Annotated in this window: 17 protein-coding genes and 1 tRNA gene; 10 read left to right on the top strand and 8 right to left on the bottom strand. The window is 64.2% G+C overall.

Annotated features, from left to right (window positions below):
* Positions 1–52: 52 nt before the first annotated feature.
* The 3 genes from QA642_RS01150 to QA642_RS01160 form a co-directional block, all read right to left on the bottom strand.
* Positions 53–367 (bottom strand): metalloregulator ArsR/SmtB family transcription factor, encoded by a 315-nt coding sequence (locus QA642_RS01150; protein WP_283083009.1) that lies wholly within the window; start codon positions 365–367, stop codon positions 53–55.
* 42 nt (positions 368–409) lie between these two features.
* Positions 410–1,711, bottom strand: a complete 1,302-nt coding sequence (locus QA642_RS01155; protein ID WP_283083010.1) for an ammonium transporter — start codon at positions 1,709–1,711, stop codon at positions 410–412.
* 133 nt (positions 1,712–1,844) lie between these two features.
* Positions 1,845–2,183 (bottom strand): P-II family nitrogen regulator, encoded by a 339-nt coding sequence (locus QA642_RS01160; RefSeq protein WP_027535359.1) that lies wholly within the window; start codon positions 2,181–2,183, stop codon positions 1,845–1,847.
* A 236-nt stretch (positions 2,184–2,419) separates the two neighbouring features.
* On the opposite strand from QA642_RS01160, the gene QA642_RS01165 reads away from it, so the two are divergent.
* The gene (locus QA642_RS01165) at positions 2,420–3,316 is read left to right on the top strand and encodes a DUF4339 domain-containing protein (RefSeq protein WP_283083011.1); all 897 of its coding nucleotides are present in this window, start codon (positions 2,420–2,422) and stop codon (positions 3,314–3,316) included.
* A gap of 40 nt (positions 3,317–3,356) precedes the next feature.
* Here the strand turns inward: QA642_RS01165 and tesB are convergent, their stop codons facing one another.
* On the bottom strand, positions 3,357–4,220 hold the full coding sequence (tesB, locus tag QA642_RS01170) for an acyl-CoA thioesterase II (RefSeq protein ID WP_283083012.1): 864 nt from the start codon (positions 4,218–4,220) through the stop codon (positions 3,357–3,359).
* 211 nt (positions 4,221–4,431) lie between these two features.
* Between tesB and QA642_RS01175 the strand changes: the two genes are divergently transcribed.
* A complete protein-coding gene (locus tag QA642_RS01175) occupies positions 4,432–5,652 on the top strand; it encodes a ubiquinone biosynthesis hydroxylase (RefSeq protein WP_283083013.1) in 1,221 nt (406 codons plus the stop codon).
* Positions 5,653–5,852: 200 nt separating this feature from the next.
* On the opposite strand, the gene QA642_RS01180 is transcribed toward QA642_RS01175, so the two are convergent.
* The gene (locus QA642_RS01180) at positions 5,853–6,050 is read right to left on the bottom strand and encodes a Trm112 family protein (RefSeq protein ID WP_018459670.1); all 198 of its coding nucleotides are present in this window, start codon (positions 6,048–6,050) and stop codon (positions 5,853–5,855) included.
* A gap of 122 nt (positions 6,051–6,172) precedes the next feature.
* Positions 6,173–6,703, bottom strand: coding sequence for a TetR/AcrR family transcriptional regulator (locus QA642_RS01185; protein WP_283083014.1), 531 nt, complete (start codon positions 6,701–6,703; stop codon positions 6,173–6,175).
* A gap of 92 nt (positions 6,704–6,795) precedes the next feature.
* Here QA642_RS01185 and QA642_RS01190 point away from each other — a divergent pair, with 92 nt between their 5' ends.
* The 5 genes from QA642_RS01190 to QA642_RS01210 all read left to right on the top strand — a co-directional run bounded on the left by QA642_RS01190 (position 6,796) and on the right by QA642_RS01210 (position 9,127).
* Positions 6,796–7,146 (top strand): hypothetical protein, encoded by a 351-nt coding sequence (locus tag QA642_RS01190; protein ID WP_283083015.1) that lies wholly within the window; start codon positions 6,796–6,798, stop codon positions 7,144–7,146.
* 26 nt (positions 7,147–7,172) lie between these two features.
* Positions 7,173–7,487, top strand: a complete 315-nt coding sequence (locus QA642_RS01195) for an NAD-dependent epimerase/dehydratase family protein (RefSeq protein WP_283083016.1) — start codon at positions 7,173–7,175, stop codon at positions 7,485–7,487.
* Positions 7,471–7,986: a hypothetical protein gene (locus tag QA642_RS01200; protein WP_283083017.1), complete on the top strand. Its 516-nt coding sequence runs from the start codon at positions 7,471–7,473 to the stop codon at positions 7,984–7,986. The genes QA642_RS01195 and QA642_RS01200 overlap by 17 nt, the downstream gene beginning before the upstream one ends.
* A gap of 221 nt (positions 7,987–8,207) precedes the next feature.
* Complete coding sequence (locus QA642_RS01205) at positions 8,208–8,486, top strand: PepSY domain-containing protein (RefSeq protein ID WP_235542043.1); 279 nt, start codon at positions 8,208–8,210, stop codon at positions 8,484–8,486.
* Between the two features lie 47 nt (positions 8,487–8,533).
* Positions 8,534–9,127 (top strand): cytochrome b/b6 domain-containing protein, encoded by a 594-nt coding sequence (locus QA642_RS01210; protein ID WP_283083018.1) that lies wholly within the window; start codon positions 8,534–8,536, stop codon positions 9,125–9,127.
* Between the two features lie 190 nt (positions 9,128–9,317).
* On the opposite strand, the gene QA642_RS01215 is transcribed toward QA642_RS01210, so the two are convergent.
* Both QA642_RS01215 and trxA read right to left on the bottom strand, forming a co-directional pair.
* Positions 9,318–9,995, bottom strand: a complete 678-nt coding sequence (locus QA642_RS01215; RefSeq protein ID WP_283083019.1) for an LON peptidase substrate-binding domain-containing protein — start codon at positions 9,993–9,995, stop codon at positions 9,318–9,320.
* Between the two features lie 108 nt (positions 9,996–10,103).
* Positions 10,104–11,027: a thioredoxin gene (trxA, locus tag QA642_RS01220; protein ID WP_283083020.1), complete on the bottom strand. Its 924-nt coding sequence runs from the start codon at positions 11,025–11,027 to the stop codon at positions 10,104–10,106.
* A 275-nt stretch (positions 11,028–11,302) separates the two neighbouring features.
* Here trxA and QA642_RS01225 point away from each other — a divergent pair.
* From QA642_RS01225 to QA642_RS01235, 3 genes are all read left to right on the top strand, one after another.
* Positions 11,303–11,377: transfer RNA gene (locus QA642_RS01225), tRNA-Gly, on the top strand.
* A gap of 76 nt (positions 11,378–11,453) precedes the next feature.
* Positions 11,454–12,440, top strand: a complete 987-nt coding sequence (locus QA642_RS01230) for an NAD(P)-dependent oxidoreductase (protein WP_283083021.1) — start codon at positions 11,454–11,456, stop codon at positions 12,438–12,440.
* 370 nt (positions 12,441–12,810) lie between these two features.
* Entirely contained in the window at positions 12,811–14,085 is a 1,275-nt protein-coding gene (locus QA642_RS01235; RefSeq protein ID WP_283083022.1) for a PQQ-dependent sugar dehydrogenase, read from the top strand.
* Positions 14,086–14,151: the final 66 nt, after the last annotated feature.

Below are 14,151 nucleotides of genomic sequence, written 5' to 3' on the forward strand. Positions count from 1 at the left end.
GGTCCTTATTGATCCAGGTCCTTATTGGTCCAGGTTCTATTGATCCAAGTCTTTATTGATCCATGTCCTTCAAGAGATCGGCGAGTACTTCCATGCGCTTCGGCCAGTAGGCGCGGTAGCGCGCGAGCCATGTCCCGATGGCGGCGATCCCGTCCGGATCGACTTCGTAGTTCACAAAGCGGCCTTGCCGCTGCTCGCGGACGAGCCCTGCCGCACGCAGCACCGAAAGATGCTGCGACATCGCCGGCTGGCTGATCTCCAATCCGTCGCGCAAAGCGCTGGCATTGAGGCTTCCGCCGGCGAGTTTCTCAAAGACCTTGCGGCGGGTCGGGTCGGCCAGCGCCTTGAAGATGTCGGCTTCGATCATGGCAACACATAAGCATTTACTTATGTGTTGCGCAAGCCCGGATTACTGCAAAGCTTCGCCGTGCTGGGTGATGTCGAGACCCTCGAGCTCCTGCTCACGCGACACGCGCAGGGGCACGAACAGGGCGACCAGCTTGAGCAGGACGAAGCTCACGCCGGCCGCCCAGACGAAGGTGACCGCGACGCCGTAGAGCTGGATCAGCAGCTGCTGCGGATGGCCCTCGATCAGGCCGGCGGTGCCGCCGATCGCGCTGGTCGCGAACACGCCGGCGAGCAGAGTGCCGGTCAGTCCGCCGATGCCGTGGACGCCGAACACGTCGAGGGAGTCGTCATAGTTGAAGCGGTGCTTGAGCCAGGTGCAGGCCCAATAGCAAATCGCGCCGGCGGCGATGCCGATGACGATGCCGTGCCACGGCGCGACGAAGCCGGAGGCCGGCGTGATGGTGCCGAGGCCCGCGACCGCGCCAGAGATCATGCCGAGCACTGAGGGCTTGCGCCGGGTCGACCATTCGATCGCGCCCCAGGTCAGCGCGCCGGAGCAGGCAGCAAGATGCGTCGCGATGATCGCCATCACCGCGCGCGAATTGGCTGCGCCCGCCGAGCCGCCGTTGAAACCGAACCAGCCGACCCACAACAGGCCGGTGCCCATCACCGCGAGCGACAGATCGAACGGCGAGAGATTTTCGCTGCCGTAGCCGTGGCGGCGTCCCATCACCTTGGCGGCGACGAGGCCGGCGGTGCCGGCCGACAGATGCACAACGAGGCCGCCGGCGAAATCCAGCACGCCCATGCTGTTGAGGAAGCCGCCGCCCCAGATCCAATGCGCGAGCGGAATGTAGACGAAGATGAACCAGGCAACGGAGAACATCAGATAAGCGGAGAACCGCATGCGGTCGGCGACCGAGCCCGCGACCAGCGCCACCGTGATGATCGCGAACGTCATCTGGTACAGCATGAACAGCGATTCCGGGATCGTCTTTGCGGCTGGATTGACGCTGTCCATGGTCATGCCGGCGAGGAACCAGCGGTCGAGCGAGCCGATCCACGGGCCGTCGCCTACGAAGCACAGCGAATAGCCGAACGCGACCCAGAGAATGGAGATCAGCGTCACCGCGGCGAGGCTCTGCGCCATGGTCGCGAGCACGTTCTTCTTGCGCACCATGCCGGAGTAGAACAGCGCCAGCCCCGGGATCGTCATCATCAGCACCAGCGCGGTGGCGACGATCATCCAGGCGGTGTCGGCGGTGTTGATCTCGGAGCTTGCCGCATGTGCCGGCGCAGCCAAAGCGGACACAAATCCCATCGGCGCAGCCAAAGTGGCTGCGCGGCGCAACAATCCCGCCATGTCATTTCCCCCGGCATCAAATTGGCGTCGCACGCTGTGGCGTCGTTGCCCGGTGCGATCGAAGAAGGTTCAAAGCGTTTTCAAGCGAAGTGGATACCGGTTCGCGTGAAGAAAACGCGTCAAAACAAAAATCTTAAAGCGCGTCGCTGTCGGTCTCGCCGGTGCGGATGCGCAGCGCATGGTCGATCGGCGTGACGAAGATCTTGCCGTCGCCGATCTGACCCGTGCGCGCGGACGCGGTGATGACGCCGACCGCCTTGTCGGCGATGTCGGAGGCGACCGCGATCTCGATCCGCAGCTTCGGCAGGAAGTTCACGACATATTCGGCGCCGCGATAGATCTCGGTGTGGCCTTTCTGGCGGCCGTAGCCCTTCACCTCGGTGACAGTCATGCCGTGGACGCCGATCGCCGTCAGGGCCTGGCGGACCTCATCGAGCTTGAAGGGTTTGATAATCGCGACGACGAGTTTCATGGTCAGGCCTATTCCCCGGGATGCGCCGCGCCGTATGTCCCCGGCGCTGCGTCAATCTGGCATCTTTCCGGGCAAATGGCATAAAAAAGTTGCAGATTGAAGCGGAAAAACGTTTGGCCATGTGAACGGCCGCCTCTGTACAGGGCAGCCGTTCATAATTCACAATGCATTTTGGGCATGGATGCGGTGAACCTGCGCCTGTCGAGCGGTACATAAGTATTTTGGGGGGACGCTTCATGGCGAGTTGGTTTTACGCGGCCGAGGGCAAGCAGCAGGGGCCCTTTCCGGAGGGCCAATTCCGCGATCTGATCGCGCAAGGCGTCGTGCGCCCGGACACGCTGGTTTGGTCCGAGGGCATGGCCGGCTGGCAGAAGGCCGCCGAAATTCCCGGCATCATCGGCGGCGGCGGTGCGCCGCCGATGATGCCGGCCGGCGGACCGCCGATGATGGGTGGCGGAGCTTATGCTGGCGGCGGCGCCGGCGCCGGCGGAGCACTCGCGGTCGATTTCGGCATCCTCGAGTTCACCTGGCGAACGATCGTGATGGTGATCGCCTCGTGCTTCATCATCCCGATCCCGTGGGTGTTCGTCTGGTACACGAAATGGATCGTGTCCTGCGTGAAGGTCCCGGGACGTCCGAACCTCAGCTTCACCGGCAACGCGATGACGCTGGTGCCATGGTTCTTCGGCTTCATCGTGCTGGCGATCGTGATCGGCTACATCGGCAGCCAGCTCTTGAGCAATTTGCTGTTCATCGCGCAGATCGTGCTCTACTGGCTCCTGATCAAATGGATGGTCGCGAACCTCGCCTCCAACGGGCAGCCGCTCGGTCTCAGCTTCTCCGGCTCGGTCTGGGCCTATATCGGCTGGAATCTGCTGTTTGCGATCTCGATCATCACCATCATCGGCTGGGCCTGGGTCGCCGCGGCCCAGATGCGCTGGTTCTGCCGCAGCGTCGAAGGCACGCGCCGCGAGATCGTCTTCAAGGGCAGCGGCCTCGGGATCCTCTGGCGCGGAATCGTGGCAGCGATCCTGTGCAGCCTCATCATCCCGATCCCGTGGGTGTATCGCTGGATCATGAACTGGTTCGCATCGCAGACCGAGCTGGTGCCGCGCGGGTCGCTCGGAGCCTGATCCGAAAAGCTCCAGGCGCGGTTCACCGCGTCTGGAGCTGTCAGCTCCTCCGCTCGCGCACCGAGCCTTCCTGCGCGACGGAGGCCACCAGCGTGCCGTCCGGCTTGAAGATCGAGCCCCGGGTCAGGCCGCGGCCTGATTGCGCGCTCGGCGAATCCTGGGCGTAGAGCAGCCATTCGTCGGCGCGGAACGGGCGGTGAAACCACATCGCGTGATCGAGGCTCGCCGGCATCATGCGTTTGTCGAACAGCGTGCGGCCATAGCGCGCCATGATCGCATCCAGCAGCGAGAAGTCGGACGCATAGGCGAGCGCGCACATGTGCAGCGCCGGATCGTCCGGCAGCTTCGCCGCGGTCCTGATCCAGACGTGGATGCGGCCGTCCTCGATCTTCTGGCCGAAATAACGGCCGAGCTCGACCGGGCGCAGCTCGATCGGACGATCGGATTCGTAGTAGCGGCGGATGAACTCCGGCATCTCGCGGAACATCGGCTGTTTCGCCACCTCCTCCGCCGTGAGCTTCTCCGGCGGCGGCACCTCGGGCATCTTGTCCTGATGATCGAAGGTGGTCTCTTCATCGGTATGGAACGAGACCATGATCGAGAAGATCGCGTTGCCGTGCTGGATCGCGGTGACGCGCCGCGTCGAATAGCTCTTGCCGTCGCGCAGGCGTTCGACCTGGTAGATGATCGGAATCTGCGGGTCGCCCGGCAGGATGAAATAGCAATGCAGCGAGTGCGGCAGCCGCCCCTCGACGGTGCGGCAGGCCGCGACCATCGCCTGCCCGATCACCTGGCCGCCGAACACCCGCTGCCAGCTCGTCTTCGGGCTGTTGCCCCGGAACAGATTTACCTCGAGCTGTTCGAGGTCGAGGATCGAGATCAGGTCGATCAGGCTCTTGGACATGCACACAACTCTCTCAAATCGTCATTCCGGGATGCGCTGGAACGGCGCAGGCCCGGAATCCATAACCCCGGCTCGTGGTTATGGATTCCGGGCTCGCGACTTCGTCGCGCCCCGGAATGACACAGTCGGGCCGTTCCGCCCTCGTTTCACCGCACTGTTTCGCCCAGCTCAAGTCTGCTAGCAAGGCCAAGGTTTAAGCCGGGAATTTCGTATGTCGGTACAGGGTAGCATTGTCATTGGCGGCGGCGCGTTTGCGGGCCTTGCGCTGGCGCTGGCGCTGCGCCAGGGGCTCGGGCCGGAAATCCCCGTCATCGTCGCCGACCCCGCGCTCAGCACGCGGCCGAGCCGCGATCCCCGCGCGACCGCGATCGTGGCGGCCTGCCGCCGCCTGTTCGAGGTGATCGGCGCCTGGGACGACGTCCGGGCCGAGGCCCAGCCGATCCTGGACATGGTGGTCACCGATTCCAAGCTGGAAGACGCCACCCGTCCGGTGTTCCTGAATTTCGTCGGCGATGTCGCGCCGGGCGAGCCGTTTGCGCATATGGTCGAGAACCGCCGGCTGATCGATGCGCTGGTGGTGCGCGCCGAGGCCGAGGGCATTGATCTGCGCGCCACCACGGTGTCGTCCTACGACGCGCGTCCCGATGGCATCGACGTCACGCTCGGCGACGGCAGCGTCATCGCCGCCAGCCTCCTCGTCGCCGCCGATGGCGCAAGATCGAAGTTGCGCGAGCGCGCCGGCATCGCCACCCATGGCTGGGAGTATGACCAGTCCGGCATCGTCGTCACCGTCGGTCACGAGCGCGACCACGAGGGCCGCGCCGAAGAGCACTTCCTGCCCGCGGGCCCCTTCGCGATCCTGCCGCTCTCGGGCAAGCGATCGTCGCTGGTGTGGACCGAGCGCCGAGCTGAGGCTGCGCGCATCATCGCGCTCAGCGATGAGGAATTCCACGCCGAGCTCGAGCAGCGCTTTGGCCTGCATCTCGGCGAGGTCAAGGCGCTCGACAAGCCGCGCGCGTTTCCGCTGTCTTATTTCGTCGCGCGCTCCTTCATCGCCGAGCGCCTCGCGCTGGTCGGCGATTCCGCCCATGTCATCCACCCCATTGCGGGCCAGGGTCTCAACATGGGGCTGAAGGATGTCGCCGCGCTGGCCGAGGTCGTCGTCGATGCCGCACGGCTCGGCATGGATCTCGGCGGCGGTGACGTGCTCGAGCGTTACCAGCGCTGGCGCCGCTTCGACACCATGGCGATGGGCGTTGCCACCAACTCGCTGAACTTCCTGTTCTCCAACCAGTCGACGCTGTTGCGCACCGTGCGCGACATCGGCCTCGGCCTCGTCGATCGCGCTCCGCCGCTGAAGAACCTCTTCATCCGCCAGGCCGCCGGCCTGACGGGCGAGGTGCCGCGGCTGTTGAAGGGCGAGGCGTTGTAGCGGCATGCTCCGCTGTCGTCCCGGACAAGCGAAGCGCAGATCCGGGACCCATACGCCGCAGCATTAGTTTTGCGAAGACCCGGAGTGACCAGTCCGCCCCAAACCACTTCCTGTGGTTATGGGTCCCCGCCTTCGCGGGGACGACACCGAGTGTGTGGCGCGGCCATCGCGCCATCCGAGCCACGCGCGCTACAAAATCTTCAATCGATCTTCCGCGCCTCTTCCGGCAGCATGATCGGGATGCCGTCGCGGATCGGATAAGCGAGCTTGGCGCTGCGCGAGATCAGTTCCTGCTTTGCGGCGTCAAACTCCAGCGGACCCTTGGTCAGCGGGCAGACCAGGATCTCCAGCAATTTGGGATCGACACTGGCTTCGGGGCGTTCGGTGGGCGCGTTCATTTCGGTCTCCGGCGGTCGGTTGCCTCTAGCACAGAAATTCGTCACCGCCCATCGCGTCCGCCAGAGCGTTTTCGACCAAAGTGGGAACCGGTTCGCGTCAAGAAACGCGTCAAAATAACAATCTACGCGGAGACCATCAGCAGCAGCTCGTCGATCAGGACCTGGATCCGCGTCGCCGGCACCGGCGTGCCTGACAGCGCAAAGCCGAGAAAGGTCCAGTACAGGATCTGCGCGCGCGCCTGCGCTGTCGGCGGTGCGAGGGCGCGCTTTCCGAGCAACGCCTCGATGTAGTCGATCCTGCGGCGGTCGATCGCGCGGACCGCGCCTTGTGCCGCCGCATCGAACGCGGCCCAGTTGCGCACGGCGCGCTCCAGGTCGAGCCGTGCGCCAAAGGACCTGCGCAGCAGCGCCTTGAGCGGCTCGTCCGCGGCAGCCTCGACATCGGCGATGATCTGCTCCGCCGCGATCTCGCGCCAGCGCTTCAGAACGGCCGCGTGGAACGCGCCGAGATCGGCAAAATGCCAATAGAAGCTGCCGCGCGACACGCCCATGGCCCGCGCCAGCGGGTCAGCCTTCAGCGCGGTGAAACCGCTCCTGGCCAGCGCCTTGAGGCCCTGATCGATCCAGTCGTCGGCGGAGAGCTGCTCGGTCATGTCTGGGTTCCGAAAAAGCTACCATACACTAGTGTATTGACAGGCGGCGGGCCAGCGCCTAATCAACCATACACGACTGTATGGAGGCATCGATGCGTGATCTCTTGCTCCAGTGTGCCGGCGTCCTGACCATTGCCGTGGCCCTCATTCACGGCTTTCTTGGTGAAGCCAAGGTCTTTCCCCGCGCCCGGATCGAGCCGGAACGGCTGCGCATCCTGATCCGCCTGGTCTGGCAGGCCTCGACCGTCGCCTGGATCGGCGGCGGCGTGCTGTTGATCGCGACGCCCTGGATGGGCTCGGAGTCCGCACGCCACTGGATCGTCGTCACCATGGCCTGCGTGTTCGGCTTTTCGGCTTGCGCCAACGCATGGGCGACGCGCGGCCGGCATTTCGGCTGGATGATGCTCAGCGCGGTCGTCGCGCTGGCGGTTGCGGGCTATTGAGGTGCGCAGCGGATGGAGCTTCAGGCATGACGCTGACACTCGTCACCGGAGGCACCGGCCACCTTGGCCGGGATATCGTCGATCGTCTCGTTCGCGACGGACGCCCTGTCCGGGTGCTTGCGCGATCGCGAGGCACGCGATCTGATGTCGAATGGGCGATCGGCGACCTCGCCACCGGCGCGGGGCTGCGGGAAGCGCTGCATGATGCGGACACCGTGATCAACGCGGCGACCTATTCGCCGATCGCGCGGCGGGGGTGGCGTTCGTCCGATCGACTTCTTCACGTCGCCCTCCGCCGTCGATCTCGAGGGCACCGAGCGTCTGTTGTCGCTCAGCGGTAAGGCTGCGGTGAGGCACTTCCTTCACGTCTCGATCGTCGGCCTCGACGAGGCAACTCTGCCCTATGCACGGGTCAAGCTCGCCGGCGAGCGGCTGGTGCGGGCATCCGCGCTGTCGTGGTCCGTCGTTCGCGCGATGCCGTTCTACTATCTGCTTGAAAAATTGCTCGCAGGCCTTGCCTGGCTCCCGGTGTGGCCGATGCCGGCAACGCTGCTCAATCCCGTCGATACATCTGACGTCGCTGAACACGTGGTGTCCTGTGCGTTTGACGGGCAGTACGGCGACCGCGCGGAGATTGGCGGCCCCGAGGACCTCGATCTCGTCACCCTCGCACGACAGTATCAGGACGCGCGGAGGCTGCGCCGAAAGATACTGCCGATCGGTCTTTCGCAGACGAAGGCGCGCGGCATGGGTTTCGTCGTCAGCCAGGGCGTCCGCGGACGCCTTACCTGGGCCGACTGGCTCCAGCACGACGATCCGGGAATGCGAAATGCGGCCTGACGAAACTGGCGAGGCCGACCATTCATCCTGAAACGTGAGGCGTAAGGCCGCAGCAGCCCGCCGAGCGTGGTCTGGCTACAGAGAGCGCTGATGTTTTTCGGATCGTTAGAATAACTCTAAAGCCGGGACGCCCCGAACCGGATTGACTTCATCATCTCCTTTGCTTCCTTCGGTCCCGCTTCGCGGTCCGCGCAGCGCCCACGACAAAGGAGGAGACGTTCGTGAAGGTCATTCGTGTTGTTGCCATTGCACTGACGGTCGGGATTGGCATGAGCTCGGCGGCGATGGCCGACGGTTTCAAGAACTGCACCAAGATCGACAAGGCGTCGTGGAAGCCGGCCAGCGAAGCCGAAGCCAAGGCCAAGGCGGCCGGCTACGAGGTGCGGCGCTCCAAGGTCGAAGGCTCGTGCTATGAGGTCTACGGCGTCAAGGAAGGCAAGCTCTACGAGCTGTTCTACAGCCCGGAAGATCTCAGCCTGAAGCACACGATCGCCAAGTAAGATCGCCAAGTAATAGGCGTCAAGTAAGGTTTAGGGATAGTCCCGACTTGATCGACGAAGCGGTGCCAAAAACGCGCGGGGCGTCCGACAGGACCCCCGCGGATCGGACTGCATCGCGGACGGTCGCGGTCTGGGACCTCCCGCTTCGCCTCTGGCATTGGGCTTTCGCAGCCAGCATCCTGATCGCGTGGTTCACGCCCACCGTCTACGACAGAGTTCATCGCATTGTCGGCTATACGGTGCTTGGGCTGCTCGCCTTCCGTCTGGTCTGGGGGGTCTGGGGAAGCCGCTATTCGCGCTTCCGCATGGTCGGCGTCAGGCTCCGTGCCGCCCCGCGCTATCTCTGGAATCTGCGCCGCGGCATCACCGGCCGCTATATCGGTCTAAATCCCGCCGGCACCTTGATGCTGGTGGCGCTGCTGCTGTCGCTCGCCGTCTCGACGATCACGGGCGCGATGTCGGTGACGGTCACCTTCTTCGGCGTCTGGTGGGTGGAGGACACCCATCACTATTCATCGGACGCAGTCATCGTGCTGGTCGTGCTCCATGTATTGGGCGTGGTGCTGATGGGCCTCCTCCAACGCGAGAACCTGATCCGCGCGATGTTCACCGGCCGCAAGCGCATCCGGCATCATCAGTGAAGTTGAGTTGGAGCGATCGGGCCGCGGGCTCGCCTCTCCCGCTTGCGGGAGAGGCCGACGCGCTCGAAGAGCGCGGCGGGTGAGGGCTTTCTCCTCTTGGGGGCTCTCGCGTGCGGAGAGACCCTCTCCCCAGCCCTCCCCCGCAGGCGGGGGAGGGAGCGCACCACCTTTGCGGAAGCTCAGCCGCCCCTCACTGCAACGGCGGATCGCCGCTGGTGCGCTTCTTGGCGAGGTCCATCTCGGTGACCGCGATCAAGATCTCGGCACGGGTCTTGAGGTCCGGCGCCTCCAGCATGGCCTGCTTTTCCGCGGGGCCATAGGGCGACATCATCGCCAGCGCGTTGACCAGCGCTTCGTTGGGCGCGCTTTCGACGCCTTCCCAGTCGACCTTGAGGTTGTTGGCTTTCAAGAAATCCGCCAGCACGGACAGCAGCGCCTCGCGGTCGACGTCCTCTTCGCCCATGCGCGCGGTGAAGTCGTCGACGAAGGCGAAGAAATCCACCTTGCATTGCCGGTAGGCGGTCAGCACTTCCAGCTCCGCGACCACCTTGAAGCGCGAGACGCCGGTGAGCTCGAGGATGTAGCGGCCGTCGCCGGATTCGGCGAGCTGGGTGATGCGGCCGACGCAGCCGACGCGGAACAGCGCCGGCTTGTCCGAATTCTTCGGCGAATGTGCGACGTCAGGCTGGATCATGCCGATCAGGCGATGGCCGTCGCGGAACGCATCGTCGACCATCGCGAGATAGCGCGGCTCGAAGATGTTGAGCGGCATCTGGCCGCGGGGCAGCAGCAGCGCGCCCGGCAACGGAAACACCGGAATGATCTCCGGAAGGTCGGCGGGCCCGCGATATTCGATGTTGATCGGCATCTGGTCCCCGCTGATCTCGCTAGAGGATGATCCGGACCCGAAGGACCGCGTCAGCGCGAAGTGTGAAGCGGTTTTCCGACAAGATCATGCTCCAACAATAATCGCGCCTTACGAGAACAGGATCGTCGACAAGCGCTTGCGTCCCTCGACGGTTGCATCATCCGTGCCGCCCCAGGCCTCGAAGAACTGCACCAGCTGCTTGCGGGCGCCGTCATCGTTCCACTTGCGGTCGCGCTTGACGATCTCGAGCAGCTGCTCGGTGGCCGCAGTGCGGTTGCCTTGGGCGTTGAGCGCGGTCGCAAGGTCGAACCGCGCCTGATGATCGAGCGGGTTTGCGGCGACTTTCTGTTCGAGCTCGGCGACCGGGCCGAGCTGCTCCGCCTGTTCGGCGAGCTCGATCGTGGTCTGCACGGCCTTCACCGCGGGGTCGTTGCGCTTGGATTCCGGCACCATGGCCAGCGTCTGCTTGGCCTGCTCCATCGCGCCCGACGTGGCGTAGCATTTGGCGAGACCGGCAAGGGCGGGGATGTTGGTCGAATCGTACTGCAGCACTTCGGCGTAGATCTGCGCGGCCGCTGCGGCGTCGCCCTCGGCGAGCACAGCCTCGGCTTCCTGCAGGATCTCGGCGATGTTGGGCTCGCCCGGCGCAGTGACGCCCTTGGTCAGCTTCTCGATGAAGGCGTTGACCTGGCTTTCCGGCACCGCGCCCATGAAGCCGTCCGCGGGCTGGCCGTTGACGAAGGCGATCACGGCCGGGATCGACTGGATGCCCATCTGGCCCGGAATCGCCGGGTGCTGGTCGATGTTCATCTTGACCAGCTTGACCTTGCCCCTGGCGGCCTTGACCGCCTTTTCCAGCACGGGGGTGAGCTGCTTGCAGGGACCGCACCACTCCGCCCAGAAGTCGATCAGCACCGGCTGGCGCTTCGATTCCTCGATGACGTCCTTCACGAAGGTCTGGGTGGTGGTGTCCTTGATCAGATCGGCCGCAGCCGGGCCCGCCGCTCCGTTACCCTGGTCGATGATCGTCACGGGATTCCCTCGTCTGATGTCTGGAATGGCGGGTCTTTAGCACGTCGCCGATTCTTATGCTGTGGTGTCGGCGCTAAAATTGGGCCGGGACGGCCGAATTTCAATCCATCGCGGTCGATTCGGCGGTTCCGGGCCGTTTTCGGTCGATTTGCCTCACATTCGGCTCCATATGGGGCCTCAAGATAGCAATCTATGCCGCGGGTAGCTGTTGCATTCCCCTCCCGCTTTTGGCATACGACAGCCGTTGCCGGCGCGTCACGCGGCCGACACAGGATGCGGGTGTAGCTCAGTGGTAGAGCACGACCTTGCCAAGGTCGGGGTCGAGGGTTCGAGCCCCTTCGCCCGCTCCAATTTTTCCCAGAGCATCCAGCCAAACCGGGTCGGGACGCGGTTTTCCATGCCGCTGGCGGCTTTATTGGGTCTCACATGACAATTCTGGTTACGGGCAGCGCGGGTCACCTCGGAGAGGCGATCCTCCGGACGCTCCGTGGGCGCGGTTCCTCGGCGCGTGGGATCGATCTGAAGCCATCACCATTCACCGATGCGGTCGGCTCGATCGTCGATCCCGACTTCGCGCGAGAGCAGATGGACGGCGTCACCGCGGTGATCCACGCCGCGACGCTGCACAAGCCGCATGTGGGGACCCACAGCAAGCAGGATTTCATCGATACCAACGTCACCGGCACCCTCAACCTGCTCGAAGCAGCGGCTGCCACCGGCGTGCGCAGCTTCGTCTTCACCAGTACCACCAGCGCGTTCGGCTCACAGCTTCGCCCCGAAGCCGGGCAGGCGGCGGTGTGGGTCACCGAGGATCTGCCGCCGGTGGTGAAGAACATTTACGGCACGACCAAGCTGATGGCCGAGAACCTCTGCGAGTTGTTCTTCCGCGAGCACGGTCTGCCGGTCGTGGTATTGCGGGCCTCGCGCTTCTTTCCGGAGGACGACGACGATCCGGCGCTGCGGTCGGCTTACGCGCTGGACAACGCGCAGGCCAATGAGCTGCTCTATCGCCGGCTGGATATAGCGGACGCGGTGAGTGCCCATCTGCTCGCCGTCGAGCGCACGCCCAAGATCGGCTTTGCCCGCTACATCGTCTCCGCCACGAGCCCGTTCGACGAGCGCCATCTCGCGGCGCTGGCGCGCGACGCGGCCGGCGTCGTGCGCGAGCTCTATCCGGATTGCGCACAGCTCTATGCCGCGCGCGGCTGGCGCCTGCTTCCGCAGATCGACCGCGTCTATGTCAATGAGCGCGCGCGGCGCGAGCTCGGCTGGCGGCCGGAAGTCGACTTTGCCCATATGCTGCGCAGCCTTCGTGATGGCCGCGATTTTCGCAGCGCGCTGGCGCGCGAGGTGGGATCGAAGGGCTATCATGACGTGGTGTTCGACGACGGGCCCTACCCTGTCGCCTCATAAGCGCCGCGTTCGTCATTTTGCCCGATGCATCAAGTGTCTGCACGGCGTCGCCGGCAGCAAGCCGGCCTCAACCGTTCTACTGTGCATGGGGTGGTTTTCGCAGTTTTTGTTTGGTGCCCCTTCGTGCAGTCGGAAGATCGGACGCGCGATCTTGATTCCGCGTTGCAGCGAGAGCGCGGGGGCGCGTTCATTGACATTCCGTCTCAATTTTTATTGAGCACAACCGCAGCAGCCGTAGCGCGCTTCTCAGCGCTGGCAGATGTGCTAACCTTTTTGCGTCTGCCGCTCGGCAGATTCCAAACTTCGCCTCTCGACTAGCCATAACAAAATCAAAGTGCGGCCTCGACGGCTGCCTTAGGGGAGTGACGCGATGACATCGATGTTCCATCGATCCGTGTTGGCGCTTGCGGCCGTGGCCCTTCTTGCGGGGACCAGCGCCGGCAATGCGCAACAGCAGGACAAGAATCGGACGTTGAAGAAATACGAATCCGGCACCAAGGAATTCTGGACCCATCCGCCGGATGACTGGTTCCTGGGCGATGAGACCGAAGCGCAGAAGGGCCTCGCGCCGCCCTCGGGTCCGCCGACCGGCGCCTCCGACGCCGAGCTCGCCAACATCGTCAAGAAGGTCAAGCTGCCGCCGGGCTTCAAGATGGAGGTCTACGCCTCCGGCGTGCTGGCCGCGCGGCAGATGGCCTGGGGCGACAAGGGCACGCTGTTCGTCGGCTCGTTTGGCCTCGGCAACGTCTATGCCATCAAGGACAACAACGGGAAGAAAGAGGTCAAGACCATCCTCAAGGGGCTGAACATGCCCACCGGTCTCGCCGTCAAGGACGGCGCGCTCTACGTCATCGCGGTCGACAAGCTGATCCGCTACGACGACATCGAGAACAAGCTCGACAATCCCGGCGAGGGCAAGGTCGTCTATGACGACATGCCCTCCTATGCGGCGCATGGCTGGAAGTATATCGCGGTCGACAAGGAAGGCTGGTTCTTCCTGCCTTTCGGACCGCCTTTCAACGTCGGCGTTCCCCCGACCAGCGTCTCGCAGATCCGCCGTGTCGATCCCAAGACCGGCAACGCCGAGATCTACGCGCTCGGCGTTCGCAACTCGGTCGGCGGGGACGTTGATCCGCGCACCGGCAAATATTGGTTCACCGAGAACGCCCGCGACTGGATCAGCGATGATCTACCTAGCGACAAGCTGAACATGATCAGCAAGATCGGCGAGCATTTCGGCTATCCCTATTGCCATCAGGGCGACCTGCCCGATCCGAAGTTCGCGATGGGTCACAAATGCTCCGAGTTCACGCCGCCCGTGCTGAATCTCGGCGCGCATGTCGCTCCGCTCGGCATGAAGTTCTACACCGGCGATCAATTCCCGCCGGAGTACAAGAACAACATCCTGATCGCCGAGCACGGCTCCTGGAATCGTCACAAGTACCAGGGCGGCCGCATCATGCGCGTGATCGTCGGGCCCGACGGCAAGAACGCCAAGCAGGAGGTGTTCGCCTCCGGCTGGATCGAGGGCGACCAGGGCTATCTCGGCCGTCCTGATGACATCATCCTCGCCAAGGATGGCTCGATCCTCGTCGCCGACGACTGGGCCGGCGCGATCTATCGCATCAGCTACAGCAAGAAGTAGCGCGACACGAACGGAGGCTGCGGTGGCCGAGAGGCGGCCGCAGCCTTTTTCATTTCAGCCCACGCC

The sequence above is a fragment of the Bradyrhizobium sp. CB2312 genome, from assembly GCF_029714425.1.
In the GTDB taxonomy this organism is placed as follows: domain Bacteria; phylum Pseudomonadota; class Alphaproteobacteria; order Rhizobiales; family Xanthobacteraceae; genus Bradyrhizobium.